Source organism: Pseudomyxococcus flavus, assembly GCF_050038885.1.
Lineage (GTDB): Bacteria > Myxococcota > Myxococcia > Myxococcales > Myxococcaceae > Myxococcus > Myxococcus flavus.
In genome coordinates this window covers 2,527,509-2,544,743 of the sequence record NZ_CP143624.1, presented here as the reverse complement: position 1 = coordinate 2,544,743, position 17,235 = coordinate 2,527,509, and the positions used below count along the sequence as shown (strand labels likewise).

Below are 17,235 nucleotides of genomic sequence, written 5' to 3'. Positions count from 1 at the left end.
TAGCGGGGCCCATGGCTCCTGCGGGCAATGTGCGGGCATGACAGGGGCGGGGCATCCCCGGCGGGCGCTGGTGTCTGTCCAAGGCCCTCTCCAGAATCCCCCATCCCATGCGAACAATCCTGCCTGGTGCCTTGCTGCTCCTGCTGGCTGCCTGTGATTCCTCGCCTTCGGACCCCACGGACGATCCGCCTGACTTGCATTGGGTGACACGTGTGGAGGCTGTCCCGGGCGTCGAGCTGGAAGTGCTCGACTTCGGCGGTGAAGGGCCCGCGCTCGTGTTCCTCGCGGGCATGGGCAGCACCGCGCATATCTATGACGAGCTCGCGCTCGAGTTCCGCGCCACGCATCACGTCTATGCGCTCACCCGCCGGGGCTTCGGAGCCTCGGACTGGCCCGACACCGGCTACGACACCGCCACGCTGGGTACGGATGTCCTGGGGGCACTCGACGCACTCGGCATTTCGAAGGCGTCCTTCGCGGGGCACTCGCTGGCGGGGGACGAGCTGACGTGGCTGGCGCTCCACCATCCCGAGCGCGTGGACGCGCTCGTCTACCTGGACGCCACCGACAGCCGCGGAGAGATTTCCGCGTTCCTGGAAGGACTTCCGCTGCCGCCGTTGCCGTTCTCCGACCTCAGCGGGCTGCCGTCACGGCAGGCCGTGGCGGAGCAACTGGCCCGAGACCTGGGAGGCGGGATTCCCGCCCACGAGCTCGAGCAGTCGTATGTGTTCGACGCCACCACGGGCGCCTATGCGGGCGAGCGACGCCACCCCGGCGCCACCGAGCAGTGCGTCCGGAGTTCCGCCATCCAGGACCTCACCCGCGTGCGGGGGCCCGTGCTGTCCCTGTACGACGGCCAGGGCTTCACCGCCTGGGTCGAGGCCCTGGCCGCGAGCGAGGTGCTGCCCAGCGACCTCCGGGAGCGGGCGCGCGACTTCCTGCCCACCATCCGTCAGCACGAAGCGGACCTGGAGGCCGCATTGCGCAGGCACCCGGGCTGGCGGCACCTGCAACTGGAGAACGCGGGCCATTACATCTGGCTCACGAACCGCGCCGAGGTCGTGACGCGGATGCGTGAGTTCTTCGACAGCACCGCCGCTCGGTAGCAGCGCGCTGGCGCTTGGCGGTCTGCCCATGCCACGCGCACGGGCAGACCGGCTCGCGGAGGTTCAGCTCCGCTGCGCGTAGTACTCGACGATGAACGGCTCGTTCACGTCCACGGGGATTTCCTCCCGCTCCGGCAGGCGCAGGTAGCGCAGCCCTTCGCCCTCACCCAGCACCTGGATGTAGGCGGGCACGGACCGGGACTTCATCCGGTTGAAGGACTCCTGCACCACGGCGAGCTTCAGGTGCGCCGCGTGGAACCGGACCTCGCTGCCGGGCTTGAGGCGGAAGCTGGGGATGTCCGTGCGCTTGCCGTTCACCTGGAAGTAGCCGTGCCGCACGAACTGCCGCGCCTGGCGGATGCTCGTGGCCAGCCCCGCGCGCAGCACCATCGCGTCCAGCCGGCTCTCCAGCAGCTGGAGCAGCACCGTGCCGGTGTTGCCTGGCGCGCTGCGCGCCTCCTGGAAGGCCTGGCGACACTGCTTCTCCAGCAGCCCGTAGTACAGCTTCAGCTTCTGCTTCTCCCTCAGCCGGCGGGCGAAGTCGCTCACGCTCGTGCGCGCGGTGGCGCCGTGCTGACCAGGGGGATAGGGCCGGCGCAGCACCGGGTCCTTGTCCGGGTCCTTCCCGCTGATGCGCGAGAGTGGAATCCCCAGCCGACGACACATCTTTCCCCGCGGTCCCAAGTCGCGTGCCACGTCGTGTTCCTCCGACCCTCTCCCGGTGTGATTGACGGGATGAATTTGATAATCAGTATCAATTTCAATATCCGCAAACAGGGCCGACGGTCAAGACTGGAATTCGAGGTGGGGGCGCATCAGGCCGTGTACCGGCGGAAGATGGCGCCGGACCTCACCGCCACCGCCGTCACGCCGGCGTAGGCGACGAGCCCCGCGGCCACCATGGCGAAGAGCATGGGGAGCCCCGCGCCGAGTCGTGCGACCACGAGCCACCCGGCACCCGCGCTGATGACCAGGCGCGAGGTGCCCGCGAGGAAGGGCCACAGCACGCGGCCCGCCCCCTGGGCGGCGAAGGCCAGGACGAAGCCCAGCCCCAGCAGTCCGTAGAACGGCGCCACGATGCGCAGGTAGTCCACCCCGGGTGCCACGACGGCCGGCTCCCGGCTGAAGGCATGGAGCCAGACCTCGGGTGCCACGGCGGCGGCCAACCCGATGACGCCCGCCACCGCGAAGCCCAGCCCGCCGCCGAGCCAGGCGATGCGCCGGGCGCGCTCGGGCTGCCCCGCGCCGACGTTGGTCCCGACGAGCGTCAACACGGACGTCCCCAGCCCGAAGAGGACCGGGACGATGAGGTAGTCCAGCCGTGAAGCCATGCCGTAGCCGGCCAGGGCTTCCACGCCGAACAGGCCCACCGCGCCGGTGATGATGAGCACCATCAGGTTGGGCTGCACCGCGCTCAAGGCCGTGAGGAAGCCCACGCGCAGGATGTCGCGAAGGAAGCGGGGCGCGATGGGGCCCGGCGCGAGGCGCACCGCCGCGCGTCCGGAGGCCAGGTAGCGCAGCAGCCACAGCGCGGCGCCCAGGTAGAACAGGTTCATCGCGAGCCCCGCGCCCGCGAGGCCCAGGGCGGGCATGGGGCCGAAGCCGAAGATGAAGACGGGGGATGCCACGAGGATGACGGCCGCGCCCGACAGGGTGACGAGCGCCGGCGCCCGGACGTCGCCCGCGCCGCGCAGCGCCGCCGCGAGCAGGTTCACCAGCCAGAAGGGAATCGAGCCCGCGAAGACGTAATTCGAATACTGGAGCGCGGCGTCCAGTGCACCGCCCTGTCCCCCCAGCGCCCGGTACAGCGCCGGGCCAGACATCCAGGCGAGCACGCTGAAGACAAGGCCAAGGCCCACCGCCAGCACCACCGCGTGCCAGACCAGGGCATTCGCATCGTCCTGCCGCTTCGCGCCCAGCGCCCGGGCGACAGCGGAGGCCACCCCGCTGCCAATGCCGCCGTTGGACATCATCGTCATCAACATCAGGACGGGGAACACCAGGGAGACGCCGGCGAGCGCCTCGGTGCCGAGGAAGCTCGCGTACCAGTTCTCGGCCACGCCCACCAACGACTGGGCAATCAGCACGAGCGTGGTGGGCACCGCCATCCGGAGCAGGGGCTTCAGGAGAGGCCCCCGCAGCATCGCGTCCTGAAGCGCGGCTCGCCCGGGAGGCACGGAAGGGGCCGGCCCGGACGCGTCGGCGGGATTCGGGGCTGCGTCGCTGCGGGCTGCGTCACCCATGGGACGTCACCTCACGCGCCCAGCGCAGCAAGATAGCCACCGGACGACAAGCCCTGTTTGACCCGGCGGCTCACGTCGTCGGCGAGCACCTCGTCCTGCCCGGCCTCCAGCGCATCCAGGGTGAGACGCACCACGTCTGTCGGATGTGACTTCGGCGCGGTGACCTGCTGGGCCATGTCGGTGTCCATGTAGCCGACGTGCAGGGCCAGGACCTGGGTCTTCTGCCCGCGCAATTCCTGACGCAGGCCGTTGGTCATCGCCCAGGCGGCGGCCTTGGAGGCGCTGTAGGTCGAAGAGCCCGGGAAGGCGTGCCAGCTCAAGACGGACAACACGTTGATGATGCCGCCTCCACCATTGCGGGCCAGGATGGGCGCGAAGGCGCGGCTCGTCGCGAGCGGGCCCAGGTAGTTGGTCTCGATTTCGTTTCGCGCGCGGCGGAGCACGTCATCGCTCGTCAGGTGCGTCGACTGGAGGATGCCGGCGTTGTTGATGAGCAGTGTCACGTCGCCGGCTTCCCGCGCCAGGGCCTCGATTTGCTCGGGCCGCGTCACGTCGAGGCGGACGGGCACGAGGCCTGGCACCGCGCTGGGAACCGGCTCCCGGGCCGCCGCGTAGACCTTGCGCACGCCGCGCTCCAACAGCGCGTTCGTGAAGGCGAGGCCGAGGCCTCGGTTGGCTCCGGTGACCAGGGCCACTGCGTTCTCGAGCTGCATGGTGCTGCTCCTTTTATGATGAACGTCATATTTCGCGGCGCGAGGCCGCGGCGTGTGCCAACAGCCGTGTCTTCAGTCGTTCCTGTCGTGGATGGCGCGCTTCGCGGCGGTCCGGAACGCCTGCGCCAGCCTGGCGTCGTTGACCGCACGGGAGAGGATGAGCGCGCCGACCAGGGTGCTCAGCGCGGCCTGGGCCTGTTCCTGCCGCTGGGCGCGGTCGCCGGAGGGGAGCTGGCTTTCGAGCAGGTCCAGCATCCGCCGGACATGCTGGGTGGTGACCGACCGGACCTCGCTGGACTGGCGCCGGGTTTCCGACCCGAGCGCGGCCAGAGCGCAGCCCCGCTCGACATGCTTCGCATGCGCGTCGGACAGGTAGGCGTTCAGCAAGGCCTCCAGGCCCTCGTCGGGCCCGGCCTTGTGGATGGCGTCCTCGAGCGTTTGCGTCGTCTCCGCCGCGGCGGCCTCGAGCGCTTCGGCCAGCAGGGCCTCCCGGGACGAGAAGTGGGCATAGAAGCCGCCGTGGGTGAGCCCCGCGTCCTTCATGATGTCCGCCACGCTGACGCCCTGGTAGCCCTCCCGTCGAATCGCACGGGCCGCGCTCCGCAGGATTCGCTCGTGGGTCTGCTCCTTCTTGGATGGCGTCGTCATATGACGTTCATCATAAAAAGGAGCCCCCGGTTGTCAACGGAGACCGCGGGAGCCCTCCGGGGAGGGGCCGGGCGGTTCAAGGGTGGATGGCCACCTTGAAGACGCCGTCGCGGCGCTCGCCGAAGAGCGCGTAGGCCTCCTGGATGTCATCGAGCTTGAAGCGGTGGGTGATGAGCGGCGACAGGTCGACGCGCTTCTGCCGCACCACGTCCATGAGGCGTCGCATGCGTTCCTTGCCACCCGGGCTGAGGGTGGTGACGATGCGGTGGTCTCCCAGTCCAGCGGAGAAGGCGTCGTAGGGCAGCTGGAGCTTGCCCGAGTACACGCCCAGGCTGGAGAGGGTGCCCGCGGGGCGCAGACAGCGCAGCGCGCTCTCGAAGGTCTGCTGGGTGCCCAGCGCCTCAATGGCCACGTCGGCGCCGCCACCGGTGAGCCGCTTCACCTCGGCCACCACGTCCTGCTGGCGGTAGTCGAGCACCACGTCCACGCCCATCCGCCGCGCCAGCTTCAATCGGGCCTCATCGCCGTCCACGCCCACCACCAGCGACGCGCCCATCAGCCGCGCGCCAATGGAGGCGCACAGGCCGATGGGGCCCTGGGCGAAGACGACCACGGCATCGCCGATTCGCACGCCACCCGACTCCGCGCCGCTGAAGCCCGTGGAGGCGATGTCCGAGAGCAGGACGACCTGCTCGTCCGTGAGCCCCTCCGGAATCGGCGTGAGGTTGGCCTGGGCCGATGGAATCCGGATGTACTCGGCCTGGGCCCCATCCTGGGTGTTGCCCAGGCGCCAGCCTCCGACCGCCTCCCAGCCCCCACCATGTCCGCATTGCGAGAGGTGTCCGGACAGGCAGGCCCTGCACTGTCCACACGGGGTGATGGCGCCCACGAGCACCCGCTGCCCCGGCTGGTAGCCCGTCACGCCAGCGCCGAGCTCTTCGATGACCCCCACGGGCTCGTGTCCGATGACGAGCCCCTCGCGGACCGGGTACTCGCCCCGGACGATGTGGAGGTCCGTTCCACAGATTGTCGTCAGGGTCATCCGGATGACGGCTTCTCCGGCGCCCGCGCGAGGCCGCTCCACCTCCTCGATGCCGAAGCGATTCACGCCACGAAAGACATTGGCTCGCATGTGTTCCCCCAGCGCACGTGGTGCGTCTCCGGTGGAGTCTCAGCACGGTGTCAGGAGGCGGCACCCGTGCATCCCTCCGCATGGAGTCGGCCACGCTCCAGGCGTTCGTCGCTTCGCAGCAGGAGCGGCCGGGGGCATGGGCCCGCGGCCTCGGCCCTGCTGGATGGCGTCATCACGCGCAGTCCGCATCCTTCCCTGTGGACGGCGCCTGTCTGGCGGGTGGCACTGTCAGCCGCATCGACACGCTGGCAGGCCTCGGCTGTGCCAGCAGGCGCTTGATGCAGGGAGCCCACGCCATGGACGTGACACCTGAAACCGAGCACTTCCGAGGGCCCGAGCGTGCGGACACGACCGAGGCGCCGCGGCTGCTCTGGTTCAGCGAGCTCTCTCGGGACGACGTGGGCCTGGCGGGGGGCAAGGGCGCGAACCTGGGCGAGATGACGCGCGCGGGCTTGCCCGTGCCGCCGGGCTTCGTCGTCACCGCCGCTGCCTTTCACGAGGCCATGTCCCCGGTGCGCTCGCAGCTGCGCACGCTCTGGGAGCGCGTCGACCCGGACGACGCGGCGTCATTGGCCCGCGTCACGGACCAGCTTCGCGCGTGCGTGCGAGGTGTCTCCGTTCCGGAGTGGCTGCGCGCGCAGGTCCTGGAGGCATACCACCAGCTCGGAGAGGGGCGGGCCGTGGCGGTGCGCTCGTCGGCGACCTCGGAGGACACCGAGGCCACGTCCTTCGCGGGCATGCACGAGTCCTTCACCAACGTGGTGGGAGACACAGCGTTGATGGCTGCGCTGCGGGCCTGCTGGGCCTCGGCCTACGGCGAGCGCGTGGTGGCCTACCGGAAGGCGGAGGGGCTCACCGAGGAGCCCGCCATCGCCGTCGCCATCCAGGCCATGGTGGATTCGTCCCGGGCGGGCGTGATGTTCACCGCGGACCCGTCCTCGGGTGACACCGGCCGCATCGTCATCGAGGCCGCCTGGGGGCTGGGCGAGGTCGTGGTGGGCGGGCAGGTGGAGCCGGATACCTACGGCGTGCTCAAGAAGGGCCCGCGGGTGTGTGAGGTCCGGGTGGGTGACAAGAGCTTCCGGCGGGTTCGCGACGCGCAAGGGCACGAGCAGCAAGAGACGCTGAGCCCGGAGCAGGCACAGCAGCGGGTGCTGAGTGACGTCGCCGTGCTGGAGCTGGCGCGGCTGGGCCTGCGCGTGGAGCAGCACTACGGCGCGCCGCAGGACATCGAGTGGGCCGAGGAGGGCGGCCGGCTGTTCCTGGTGCAGACGCGTCCCATTACCACGCTGGGGAAGGGCGAGACACAGGCTGGACTCCGGGAGGAGCGCCCCACGGGAAGGACGCTCGTGCAGGGCTTGGGGGCCTCTCCCGGCGTGGGCTCCGGCCGGGTGCGCGTGCTGAGCACACCCGAGGAGGGACGCCAGCTCCAGCCAGGGGAGGTGCTGGTGGCCTCGATGACGTCGCCGGACTGGGTGCCGACCATGCGGAGGGCGGCGGCCATCGTGACGGACCGAGGCGGGATGACATGCCACGCCGCCATCGTCAGCCGCGAATTGCACAAGCCCTGCGTGGTGGGCACGCGCACCGCGACCCATGCGCTTCGGGACGGGGAAGGGGTGACGGTGGACGGAACGACGGGGGAGGTCCGCGAGGGACAGGAGGCGCCGCGCGAGCAGCGCGTGGAAGCCGCCGCGCGCCCGCAAGCGGTGGAGATGCCCTCGGCGCTGGCCACCCGCCTCTATGTCAACCTGGCCCTCCCGATGCAGGCTCGCGAGGCGGCGGCGCTGCCGGTGGATGGCGTGGGCCTGCTGCGCGCCGAGTTCATGCTCACCGAGGCCCTGGGCGGCATGCACCCGCGCAAGCTGATCGCCGAGGGCCGGAGCCGGGAGTTCGTGGACCGGATGGCGCACGCGCTGCTCCAGACGACGCGCGCCTTCCATCCTCGCCCCGTGGTGTACCGGACCACGGACTTCCGGACGAACGAGTTCCGGGGCCTGGAGGGGGGCGCGGCGTTCGAGCCCGAGGAGTCCAACCCGATGATTGGCTTCCGGGGCGCCTACCGCTACCTGCGCGAGCCCGAGGTGTTCCAGCTGGAGCTGGAGGTGCTCGCGCGCGTCCGCGAGCAGACGCCCAACCTCCAGGTGATGCTCCCCTTCGTGCGCACGCTCTGGGAGCTCGAGGCATGCCTGGAGCTCATCGCCCGGAGTGCGCTGGGGCGGCAGCGCGGCTTGAAGAAGTGGGTGATGGCGGAGGTGCCCTCCGTCGTCTACCGCATCGGCGACTACGCGAAGTGCGGGATTGATGGCGTGTCCATTGGCTCGAACGACCTGACGCAGCTCATGCTGGGGGTGGACCGGGATTCGGAGTCCTGCGCCGAGCTCTTCGACGAGGCGGACGCCGCGGTGCTGGCCGCCATGGGGGACATCATCCGGGCCTGCGAGGAGGCGGGCCTGACGTCCTCGCTGTGTGGCCAGGCGCCCTCGAACCGGCCGGACTTCGCGGAGCACCTGGTCCGGGCAGGCATCACCTCCATCTCCGTGGATCCGGCGGCGGTGCCCGCGACGCGGCGGGTGATTGCGGCCGCGGAGCAGCGATTGCTGCTGGCCGCATCGAGGCGTGTTCCGCTCCAGGGGTGTTAGGTCCGCCGGTGGCACGGCGTCCCTTGTCGGCAGGGCGCTTCATCGTCGTGGAGGGATGTCGGCGGTATCAGGCTCGCCCGTGGCGCAGCTCGCCTTTCCGGAGCGATGGCGCGCCCTGGCGGAGGCGGTGCTTGTTCCAGAGGAAGTAGGGCGTGAGCGCCACGGTGCGCAGCACCAGGTAGACGCACATGAAGGGGAGCAGCCGCAGCCCCTGGTCGCTGGCGCTGGCAACGGCGAGCGCGATGGAGGGGTTGCCGAAGACGGCGGCGAGCGCGAGCGCGGTCCGGTCCTCGGGCAAGGGGCCGCCCGCCAGATGCCCCATCATCGCGGAGCCCAGCGTCATCACCAGCATCCCCAGCACCATCCAACCATCCACGTCACGCAGGCGCGGGCCGCTGATGACCAGGAGCGCGAGCACGGCGCAGACGAACACCGCCTTGAAGAGCCACAGCAGGGGCCGCAGCAGGCGCCGGGCCAGCTCGGGGCGCCACGCGCGCAGCGTCCAGCCCGCGACGAGCGGCACCAGGAAGGGCAGCACGACCCGCTCGAGGAGCCGGACGGTGGGGGGCGCCCTGAACACGTCCGGGGAGACGTCCCCCAGCAGCCGGAGCGAAAGGGGGAGGAACAGGATGGCTGCCAGCGACAGCGTGAGCGACAGCGCCACCGTGAGGCTGAGGTCCCCGCGCTGCCGGTAGGCCGCGATGGCGACGCTGGGCACACCGGGGCTGATGGCCATCAGCAGGAGGATGCCGGTGGCGATGGGAGGCAGGGGGAAGGCATGCACCACCACGAGAGCCAGCAGCGGAGCCCCCAGCAACACCGTGGGAAGGCCTCGCGTATAGGCAGACAGCCGCACCGCGTGTCTCACGGCGCTCGCCTGTACCGCGAGGCCGAGGACGAAGCCCATGAGCACGACGAGGTGCCGCACCGCGAACTCGACTGCGTGCCGCGCGCCGAGCGCGGCGGTCACCTCGATGTCCATGCCGGAAGGATGGCCATGTGAAGTCCCCGGGGACATGCCGGGGGAGCCGGCCGTGCGCACGGTCCTCGAAGGGGGCGCAAGCGTGGGCCAGGGGGGATTCCGCTCCCGCAGTCAAGGGGGAGGCCCTCACCCCTGGGAGGGATGGCTGCCCGGGGAACGGCGCCCTGAAATCCTGCTCGCGCCCGGACCCATCGCATCCCGGGCAGGGGGACGTTCCGTGGACGCGAACCATTTGCTGGAGCTGGTCAAACGCTATCAGGACAACAAGGCGTTCATCTCGAATGAGGAGACCGCGAAGATCGCGCTGGTCGTCCCCTTCATCCGGAGCCTCGGCTACGACCCGAGCGTCCCGCGCGAGGTTCGCCTGGAGTACACGGCGGACTTCGTCCAGGGCGACGGGAAGAAGCTGCCGGACCGCATGGACTTCGCCATCTTCGACCAGACGGGCACCAAGCCGCTGATGGTCATCGAGACGAAGCCCCTGGGCACCGACCTCAAGGCGCGGGCCCAGCAGCTCGCGCGCTACCTGTCGCAGCTGCCGGAGCTCCACTTCGGCATCATCACGGATGGGTGCCACTACCTGTTCTTCGGAGACCTGGAGAACCCCAACGTCATGGACCCGGAGCCCTTCTTCACGTTCTCCCTGGAGGACACGAAGGCGGACTGGGCGAAGGTGGCGAAGTTCCTCTCCAAGTTCAGCCGGGACGCCTTCAACGCGACGACGTTGATTACGGACGCGGAGAACAGCCGCTACCGGCAGGGGATGATCGACAAGCTGGCGGCCGCCTTGAAGGCTCCCGGCGAGCACGAGGCCTTCCTCCGCTGGCTCACCGAGGACATCTACAAGGGCAAGCGGACGACCGCGGTGATGGAGCGGCTCGCGGACGTCGCGAAGGAGGCCATCGAGCCGACGCTGCTGCGGGTCATGGGCGACGACTTCCTGAACAAGCTCAAGGAGCGCATCCAGCGGCTCAACGAGGGCGCGGAGCCCGCCTCCGCGCAGGAAGGCGCCAATGTCGTGAAGCCCGACTCGCCCAAGCCCTTCGAGGCGGACGCTCGTACCACCGGAGACGAGAAGGGCCGCGCCGCGGTGGAGACCACCGAGACGGAGTTGGAGTTCTTCGGCGTGGTGCGGGACATCTGCGTCAAGAATGGCGCCGCCGCCGAGGACATCCTCTATCGGGACACGGCGTCCTACTTCAACGTGTCCTTCAAGCGGCCCACGAAGTGGTTCGCCCGGTTCTTCAGCAATGGCAAGCGCAAGAGCATCGTCACCTGGGTGCCGGTGGAGGAAGCCCGGGCCATTGCCGCGGGCTTCGAGGTGGAGGCGGCGCCCGCGGGACTGGGCACCAGCCGCGTCTTCATCGAGTCGGTGCCCCAGATCTGGGCGCTGAAGGCGTTGGTGACCCGGAGCCTGGAGCTGTCCAAGACGGTCCGCGACGAGGCCGCGACGCCGGAGCCCGCCGCGCAGGAGGAGTCGAAGCCCGCCCTCAAGGTCATCACGGGCTGACGCCTTCCTGCGCGGGGGATACTGCGCGCGTCGTCACGGGCTCAGGCCGCCGCGCGAATCGCGCCGAGGCCCGCGGCCTTGAGTGCCAGGACCGACGCCACGGCGAGGGCCTGCCCGGCGATCAGCGCGAAGCCAGGCGCGGTGAGGTCCTTCGCGTGCAGGACCCCGAGCAGGACACTGCCGATGACCCAGGCCGCGTCCACGAGGACGTGGACCAGGGCCGCGCCCATGTCGGGCTGCTTGCGTCCGACCCAGAAGTTGAACGCCGCCCATGGCAGGAGGAAGGCGCCGACACCGAAGAGGAAGCTGGAAGGCAGCGTCCATCCCGCCATCTGGGTCAGCATGGGGGCGAGCAGCATCAACGCGACGCCCAGGCCGAGCGAGGCGACGCCGTCGAACCGGTAGACGAAACGGGGGTTGCGCAGGAAGTGAGCGAGCATCGGGGCTCTCCGTGTGGGTGGTGGGTACGGGAGCACAGTGTTCCTGGCAGGGAATGTTCTCAATTACCTCGAAGGTCATCGTCCCGCGTCACGGGCTGGGGCAGTCTGGGCTCGAAAGGGACACGGCGATGATTGGACCGCTGCTCAAGGAATGGAGAACGCTGCGCGGCAAGAGCCAGCTGGCCCTGGCGTTGGATGCGCAGGTGTCGGCGCGCCACCTGTCATTCCTGGAGTCGGGGCGCTCCGGGGCCAGCCAGGACCTGGTCCTGCGGCTGGCCGAGGCGCTGGGACTGGGACTGAGAGACCGCAACGCCTTGCTGGTGGCGGCGGGGTTCGCGCCGCAGTTCGGCGAGCGCGGCTGGCACAGCGAGGAGCTGGCGGAGGTCCGGCGGGCGGCCGGACTCATCCTCGCCTCGCATGAGCCGTACCCCGCCCTCGTGCTGGATTCCACCTTCACGGTGCTCGACGCGAATCCCGGCGCGCTCGCGATGATGGGACAGCCGCGCGAGGCGCTGGGGACGGTCAACCTGCTGGACCTGGTCTTCATGCCAGGGCCTGTGCGCTCGGCCATCGACAACTGGGAGCAGGTCGCGGGCTACCTGCTTCACCGGCTGCGGGAGGGCGCGCGCATGCGGGGCCCCCGCTCCCCCGTGGCGTCCGTGCTGGCACGCGTGCTGGCGCAACCGGGCGTCGAGCCGCTGACCGCGCTGCGGCCCGCCAACGCCGGCTCGGTGCTGCTTCCGGTGACCTTCACCCGGGATGGGGCGACGACGCGCTGGTACACCACGCTCACCAGCTTCGGTGCCCCCCAGGACGCCCTGGTGGAGGAAATCACCATCGAGCAGTTCCATCCGATGTGAGGGGTATTCCCCTCAGGCCGCGTCATTGCGCCCGGTTCTGCTCATGGCCACATGATGGGGAGCCACAGGGCACGGCAATCCGCCCAGGGAGGCAGGCATGTTCGGAGACACGAAGGCGTTCAGCGGCTTCTCGGTGAAGGACGTTGCGGCGGCCCGGAAGTTCTACGGTGAGACGCTCGGCCTGAAGGTGTCCGCGTCGGACGGCGTGATGACGCTGCACCTCGCGGGCGACACGGACGTCCTCGTGTACCCCAAGGACAACCACACGCCGGCGACGTTCACGATTCTCAACTTCCCCGTGGACGACATCGACAAGGCCGTCGACGCGCTCGTCAGCCGCGGCGTGCGCTTCGAGCGGTACGATGGCTTCAACGCGGATGAGAAGGGCATCGTCCGGGACTCGGGGGGGCCGCCCATCGCCTGGTTCAAGGACCCTTCGGGCAATGTGCTGTCCGTGCTCGAAACGAAGTGAGCGGGGGCCGGCGGCCGGCTCCCTGGGAACGAGGGCCTACTCGAGGACGAAGTCCCGCGGCTGGAGGGGTTCGGGCTGCGGTTCGCCCAGCGCCTCCATCAGGTTCATCTCCACCGTGCGCGCCATCGCCAGCAAGGGGAGGTCGTTGGGCTCCGTCCCGAAGGGCTCCTCCAGTTCGTCACTCAGTCGGTCGAGCCCGAAGAAGGTGTAGGCAATCATCGCCGCGAGCACGGGCGTGAACCAGCCCAGCGCCTCCGCGAGGCCAAAGGGCAGCAGCAAGCAGAACAGGTAGGCGGTGCGGTGCAGCAGCACCGTGTACGTGAAGGGCAGGGGCGTGAAGCGGATGCGCTCGCATGCGGCGAGGATGCTCAGCAATCCATGGACGCGCGTGCGCAGCTCGCTCCAGGTGATGTCGGTGAGCTGCTTCTCCCGGAGGAGCGCGGCCAGCTCCCGGTCCTGCTCGCGGAGCAGGGCGTTGGGACGGTTCGGGCTGGCCAGGACGCGTGAGGCCTCCGGCTCCGGCAGGAGGCGGATGAGGTCCTCCCGGGCGTCGTGCCCGCGCAGGTGCGCGGCCAGCGCGTGGGCGAAGGCGATGTTCCGCCGCACCAGCCGGCGCATCGCCTGCTGCGCTCCGCTGTCGTCCCCGCTCAGCAACGCGATGGCTTCATGGGAGAACGAGCGCAGCTCGATGATGAGCGCGCCCCAGTGCTTCCGGGCCTCCCACCAGCGGTCGTAGCTGGCGTTGTTCCGGAACCCGAGGAAGATGGACAGGGCGATGCCCAGCAAGGACAGCGGCGCGGGGGAGCTCACCTGGAGGCGCAGATAACCTTGCCGGAACGCCCAGACGACGAGCGCGGAGAGCGCCGCGATGGCCAGGACGTGGGGCAGGACGCGCGGCAGGATGGTCCCGCGCAGGACGAAGAGGAGCCGGAGCGAGCTGAGGCGAGGACGAACAATCACGGGCGGGGCGGTGGCTGGAGCGCTCCCGCGCTCTCCTGCTCCAATTGTTCAGGGGGCGCAAGCGCTCCTCACGCCCGCCGCCCCCGACGATTAGGGGGAGTGGGTTCGCTGGTAAGCGCGGTGCCCCCCGGGGGCCTCGGCCCTCGGCGGGCCGAGGCTGCATCGCTGTGCCGCGGGGCCGGACGGAGCCCCAGCGCGCCGACTCCGCGGCCCCCTGCGCATGGGGGCCCGCCGGAGTCAGGGGCGCACTTCGGTTCTGCGATGAATCCCCATGTCCGTTCTGGGCGTGGTCGTCGCCCCCAGCTGCCGGCGCCACGGGAAGGTGAGCGCCAGCGCCACACCCGAAAGTCCCACGATGGAGTAGATGAGACGGCTCAGGGCGCTCATCGCCGTTCGCGTCTCTCCGCCAAACAGCGCGTTGACGAGGTTCCAGTTGAAGAAGCCAATCAGGCCCCAGTTGATGGCGCCGATGATGGTCAGGACGGCCATCGCCTTGGCGAGCCCTCCTCTGGTTCGGTCCGCTTCCGCTCGTTCCATGGCTCGTATCCTTGGCTAGGTGTGTTCCACCCGGGCGGGTGGGTGATGCCTCTCGGATAAGGTGTTGCGCGACAGCGTCCTGGCTACTCCTGCCGCGCTGTTTGTTCGGCTCGGCGCTTTGGTTGCCGTGCGGTGCAGCGGGATTGCCCGTTCCCAGCACCTCAGCGAGCTTGCCGCCGCGCAGGTGCTCCACGATGAGCCAGCGAGGACGGCCACGTCCGCCCGGCCCTCTGCTGCTTGACCCAGGCCCGCGGCGCGTCTACTTTGCGTGCATCCTCTCGACGTGGCGCCGCAGCGCCTCTCGCGTGACCTCCTCGACAGCCTGAGCAGCAGCATCCCAGCGCCAGCCCCTCGTGGCAGCACTGCGTGAGCGGCTCGTGTCGTCACCACTTCTCCGTGCTTGCGAGGCCCCGGAGGGCCCGCCTCCCAGCTCCGGCTGCGTTGCCATTTGCGTGCGCGCAGTCGGTGTATTGCCGGCCGTCTTTCGCGGCCGGTCCACCCGTTCCGCGGGACTTCAGCCACCCCGTGGGCTTGTCGTGCCATGGCTGTTTCGATGTTTCGTTGCCAGTCGTGTCAGCAGTCCGTCGGTCCTCGTGTGCCCAGTCATCGCGTCACCGTGGCCTCGCGGCTCACCCGGTTCCCCGCCCGTCCGAGTTGCCAGCGCGCGGTCGAAGGCGGGCGCAGGAAGTGGAAGGACGACCCCGGAGGCATGGGGATGCAGATTGCCCGGGAACTCCAGATGTGTGCGCCATGCGCGATGCAGCGTTCCCAGTCTCTGGTGGTGCTCCAGGGGCAAAGCCAGACGTGAGCGCAAGTGAAGAACATCGACATCCGTTGGCGGAGGACATGACGCCAGGCGCGAGCGCTGGTGTGTGTGAATGAGTCGTCCGCGGTCCTGGAGTCGCGCATGCCCTCGGGCGTAGTGTCCCGGAGGGCATGCGCACACTCTATGGACTCAGCTACTCGGGCTGGACGGAGAAGGCCCGCTGGGCGTTGGACCACCACCGCGTCGCCTATCGCTACCGTGAGCACCTGCCGCTCATCGGGGAGCCGGTGCTGCGGTGGCGCACGCCACGGGGCGCGCGTCCTTCCGTGCCGCTGCTGTTCGATGAGGGCGAGGCCTTCTCGGGCTCGTTCGCCATCGCGAGGCGCGCCGAGGAGCTGGGCCAGGGCGAGCCGCTCTTCTCCGCTCAGGACCTGCCCTCCATCGAGCGCTGGGAGGCCGACAGCGAGCAGGTGCTCTGCGTGGCGCGCGCCAAGGTGGTGGCGGGGCTGCTCCACAACCGCCAGGCCCAGGCGGAGAGCCTCCCCGCCTTCCTCCCCGAGGGGCTCCGCTCGCTGCTGGCGCCCTCGGCGAAGCTGGGCGCGCGCTTCGTGGCCCGCAAGCACACGACGCCCGCCGACCTCGATGCCGCCACCCGGGACACGGTCATCCCCACGCTGGAGCGGCTGCGTGAGTCGCTGGGCGGCCAGCCATACCTGCTCGGGCACTTCAGCTACGCGGACGTCACGGCCGCGGTGATGCTCCAGTTCGTGCGGCCAGTGGACGACCGCTACCTCCCGCTGGGGCCCGGCACCCGCGAGGTGTGGACCGACACGGCGCTCGCCGCCCGCTTCCCGGACCTGCTCGCGTGGCGGGACGGCCTCTACGCCAAGCACCGCCGTCCCTGAGGGGGCCCCTGCGCAAGGTGGATGCCCCGCGGGCCCAGGCACTCGCCGCCGCTGCGGAGGTCCCCGGAGGCGCGCACGCGTGGCGCCCTGAAAAGCAAAACGGCGCCAGCCTCGGGGAGGCGGCGCCGTTGAGCCAGGGGGCCGAGCAGAGCGCTCAGCCCGGCTGGCAGACCTGCCGGAGGATGTCGAGCGACTCCAGCGCCTTGCCCGCGCCAATCACCACGGCGGACAGCGGGTCCTCGGCGAGGAACACGGGCAGGCCCGTCTCCTCGCGCAGCAGCGTGTCCAGGTTCTTCAGCAGCGCGCCGCCGCCGGCCAGGACGATGCCGCGGTCGGCGATGTCGCCGGCGAGCTCGGGCGGGGTGCGCTCCAGCGTCAGCTTCACCGCCTCCACGATGCCATTGACGGGCTCGGCGAGCGCGTCCCGCACCTCGTCGCTGGACACCGTCAGGGTGCGCGGCACGCCGGCCACCAGGTCGCGACCCTTGATCTCCATGGTCATGACCTCGTCCGTCGGGTACGCGGTGCCGATGCCCATCTTGATGAGCTCCGCCGTGCGCTCACCGATGAGCAGGTTGTACTTGCGCTTGACGTACTGGATGATGGCTTCGTCCAGCTTGTCGCCGCCGATGCGCACGCTCTTGGCGAACACGATGCCGGCGAGGCTGATGACCGCGACGTCGGACGTGCCACCGCCGATGTCCACTATCATGTTCCCGCTGGGCTCCGTCACCGGGAGGCCCGCGCCAATGGCCGCCGCCATGGGCTGCTCGATGAGGTAGACCTCGCGGGCGCCCGCGTTGGCCGCAGCCTCGCGCACCGCGCGGCGCTCCACCTCGGTGATGCCGGAGGGGATGCCGATGATGATGCGCGGGTTGACCAGCGTCTTGCGGTTGTGCGCGCTCTGGATGAAGTAGCGCAGCATCGCGGCCGTGATTTCGAAGTCCGCGATGACGCCGTCCTTCATCGGACGGATGGCCACGATGTTGCCCGGGGTGCGCCCGAGCATCTCCTTGGCTTCCTTACCCACCGCGAGGACCTTCTTGCCCCCGCGCGCGTCCTGCTGGACGGCCACCACCGAGGGCTCGTTGGAGACGATGCCCTGGCCGCGGATGTAGATGAGCGTGTTCGCCGTGCCGAGGTCGATGGCGAGGTCACGCGAGAAGAGGGTGTGAAGCCAGTCAAACATACGGGGGCGGGAACTTTCGGGGGGTCGGCGGAATTTCCCCGTCACAGCGGGGGCAGACGCGCCCGAAGGTACTACGCGACGCAGCACGGAGGAAGAAAAGCCGGTAGCGGCATTCACATCAGCCTGGAGG

General features: G+C 69.9%; 16 protein-coding genes. 6 read left to right on the top strand and 10 right to left on the bottom strand.

Features of this window, described 5'->3' with window-relative positions; genetic code table 11:
- The first annotated feature begins 107 nt into the window (after nucleotides 1-107).
- Nucleotides 108-1,106: an alpha/beta fold hydrolase gene (locus VZL07_RS10735; protein WP_426755400.1), complete on the top strand. Its 999-nt coding sequence runs from the start codon at nucleotides 108-110 to the stop codon at nucleotides 1,104-1,106.
- Nucleotides 1,107-1,169: 63 nt separating this feature from the next.
- On the opposite strand, the gene rpsD is transcribed toward VZL07_RS10735, so the two are convergent.
- The 5 genes from rpsD to VZL07_RS10710 all read right to left on the bottom strand — a co-directional run bounded on the left by rpsD (nucleotide 1,170) and on the right by VZL07_RS10710 (nucleotide 5,842).
- Complete coding sequence (rpsD, locus tag VZL07_RS10730; protein WP_426755399.1) at nucleotides 1,170-1,802, bottom strand: 30S ribosomal protein S4; 633 nt, start codon at nucleotides 1,800-1,802, stop codon at nucleotides 1,170-1,172.
- 119 nt (nucleotides 1,803-1,921) lie between these two features.
- Nucleotides 1,922-3,349, bottom strand: a complete 1,428-nt coding sequence (locus VZL07_RS10725) for an MATE family efflux transporter (RefSeq protein WP_426755398.1) — start codon at nucleotides 3,347-3,349, stop codon at nucleotides 1,922-1,924.
- Nucleotides 3,350-3,360: 11 nt separating this feature from the next.
- Nucleotides 3,361-4,062: an SDR family oxidoreductase gene (locus tag VZL07_RS10720; protein ID WP_426755397.1), complete on the bottom strand. Its 702-nt coding sequence runs from the start codon at nucleotides 4,060-4,062 to the stop codon at nucleotides 3,361-3,363.
- A 72-nt stretch (nucleotides 4,063-4,134) separates the two neighbouring features.
- The gene (locus VZL07_RS10715; protein ID WP_426755396.1) at nucleotides 4,135-4,710 is read right to left on the bottom strand and encodes a TetR/AcrR family transcriptional regulator; all 576 of its coding nucleotides are present in this window, start codon (nucleotides 4,708-4,710) and stop codon (nucleotides 4,135-4,137) included.
- A 76-nt stretch (nucleotides 4,711-4,786) separates the two neighbouring features.
- Nucleotides 4,787-5,842, bottom strand: coding sequence for an NAD(P)-dependent alcohol dehydrogenase (locus VZL07_RS10710; RefSeq protein WP_426755395.1), 1,056 nt, complete (start codon nucleotides 5,840-5,842; stop codon nucleotides 4,787-4,789).
- A 296-nt stretch (nucleotides 5,843-6,138) separates the two neighbouring features.
- Between VZL07_RS10710 and ppsA the strand changes: the two genes are divergently transcribed.
- Nucleotides 6,139-8,484, top strand: coding sequence for a phosphoenolpyruvate synthase (ppsA, locus tag VZL07_RS10705; protein WP_426755394.1), 2,346 nt, complete (start codon nucleotides 6,139-6,141; stop codon nucleotides 8,482-8,484).
- Nucleotides 8,485-8,551: 67 nt separating this feature from the next.
- Here ppsA and VZL07_RS10700 read toward each other — a convergent pair whose 3' ends face one another.
- Entirely contained in the window at nucleotides 8,552-9,466 is a 915-nt protein-coding gene (locus tag VZL07_RS10700; protein WP_426755393.1) for a symporter, read from the bottom strand.
- 217 nt (nucleotides 9,467-9,683) lie between these two features.
- Here VZL07_RS10700 and VZL07_RS10695 point away from each other — a divergent pair, with 217 nt between their 5' ends.
- A complete protein-coding gene (locus VZL07_RS10695) occupies nucleotides 9,684-10,976 on the top strand; it encodes a type I restriction enzyme HsdR N-terminal domain-containing protein (protein WP_426755392.1) in 1,293 nt (430 codons plus the stop codon).
- Between the two features lie 41 nt (nucleotides 10,977-11,017).
- On the opposite strand, the gene VZL07_RS10690 is transcribed toward VZL07_RS10695, so the two are convergent.
- Nucleotides 11,018-11,416: a hypothetical protein gene (locus VZL07_RS10690; RefSeq protein ID WP_426755391.1), complete on the bottom strand. Its 399-nt coding sequence runs from the start codon at nucleotides 11,414-11,416 to the stop codon at nucleotides 11,018-11,020.
- A 53-nt stretch (nucleotides 11,417-11,469) separates the two neighbouring features.
- Between VZL07_RS10690 and VZL07_RS10685 the strand changes: the two genes are divergently transcribed.
- Together VZL07_RS10685 and VZL07_RS10680 are read left to right on the top strand one after the other, a co-directional pair.
- Nucleotides 11,470-12,276 (top strand): helix-turn-helix domain-containing protein, encoded by an 807-nt coding sequence (locus tag VZL07_RS10685; RefSeq protein WP_426755390.1) that lies wholly within the window; start codon nucleotides 11,470-11,472, stop codon nucleotides 12,274-12,276.
- Nucleotides 12,277-12,373: 97 nt separating this feature from the next.
- Nucleotides 12,374-12,748, top strand: coding sequence for a VOC family protein (locus tag VZL07_RS10680; RefSeq protein ID WP_426755389.1), 375 nt, complete (start codon nucleotides 12,374-12,376; stop codon nucleotides 12,746-12,748).
- Nucleotides 12,749-12,784: 36 nt separating this feature from the next.
- Here VZL07_RS10680 and VZL07_RS10675 read toward each other — a convergent pair whose 3' ends face one another.
- Together VZL07_RS10675 and VZL07_RS10670 are read right to left on the bottom strand one after the other, a co-directional pair.
- The gene (locus tag VZL07_RS10675; RefSeq protein WP_426755388.1) at nucleotides 12,785-13,708 is read right to left on the bottom strand and encodes a bestrophin family protein; all 924 of its coding nucleotides are present in this window, start codon (nucleotides 13,706-13,708) and stop codon (nucleotides 12,785-12,787) included.
- Between the two features lie 237 nt (nucleotides 13,709-13,945).
- On the bottom strand, nucleotides 13,946-14,197 hold the full coding sequence (locus VZL07_RS10670) for a DUF378 domain-containing protein (RefSeq protein ID WP_426755387.1): 252 nt from the start codon (nucleotides 14,195-14,197) through the stop codon (nucleotides 13,946-13,948).
- Nucleotides 14,198-15,181: 984 nt separating this feature from the next.
- On the opposite strand from VZL07_RS10670, the gene VZL07_RS10665 reads away from it, so the two are divergent.
- Nucleotides 15,182-15,916, top strand: a complete 735-nt coding sequence (locus VZL07_RS10665) for a glutathione S-transferase family protein (RefSeq protein WP_426755386.1) — start codon at nucleotides 15,182-15,184, stop codon at nucleotides 15,914-15,916.
- A gap of 154 nt (nucleotides 15,917-16,070) precedes the next feature.
- Here VZL07_RS10665 and VZL07_RS10660 read toward each other — a convergent pair whose 3' ends face one another.
- The gene (locus VZL07_RS10660) at nucleotides 16,071-17,105 is read right to left on the bottom strand and encodes a rod shape-determining protein (protein ID WP_011556714.1); all 1,035 of its coding nucleotides are present in this window, start codon (nucleotides 17,103-17,105) and stop codon (nucleotides 16,071-16,073) included.
- Nucleotides 17,106-17,235 lie beyond the last annotated feature (130 nt).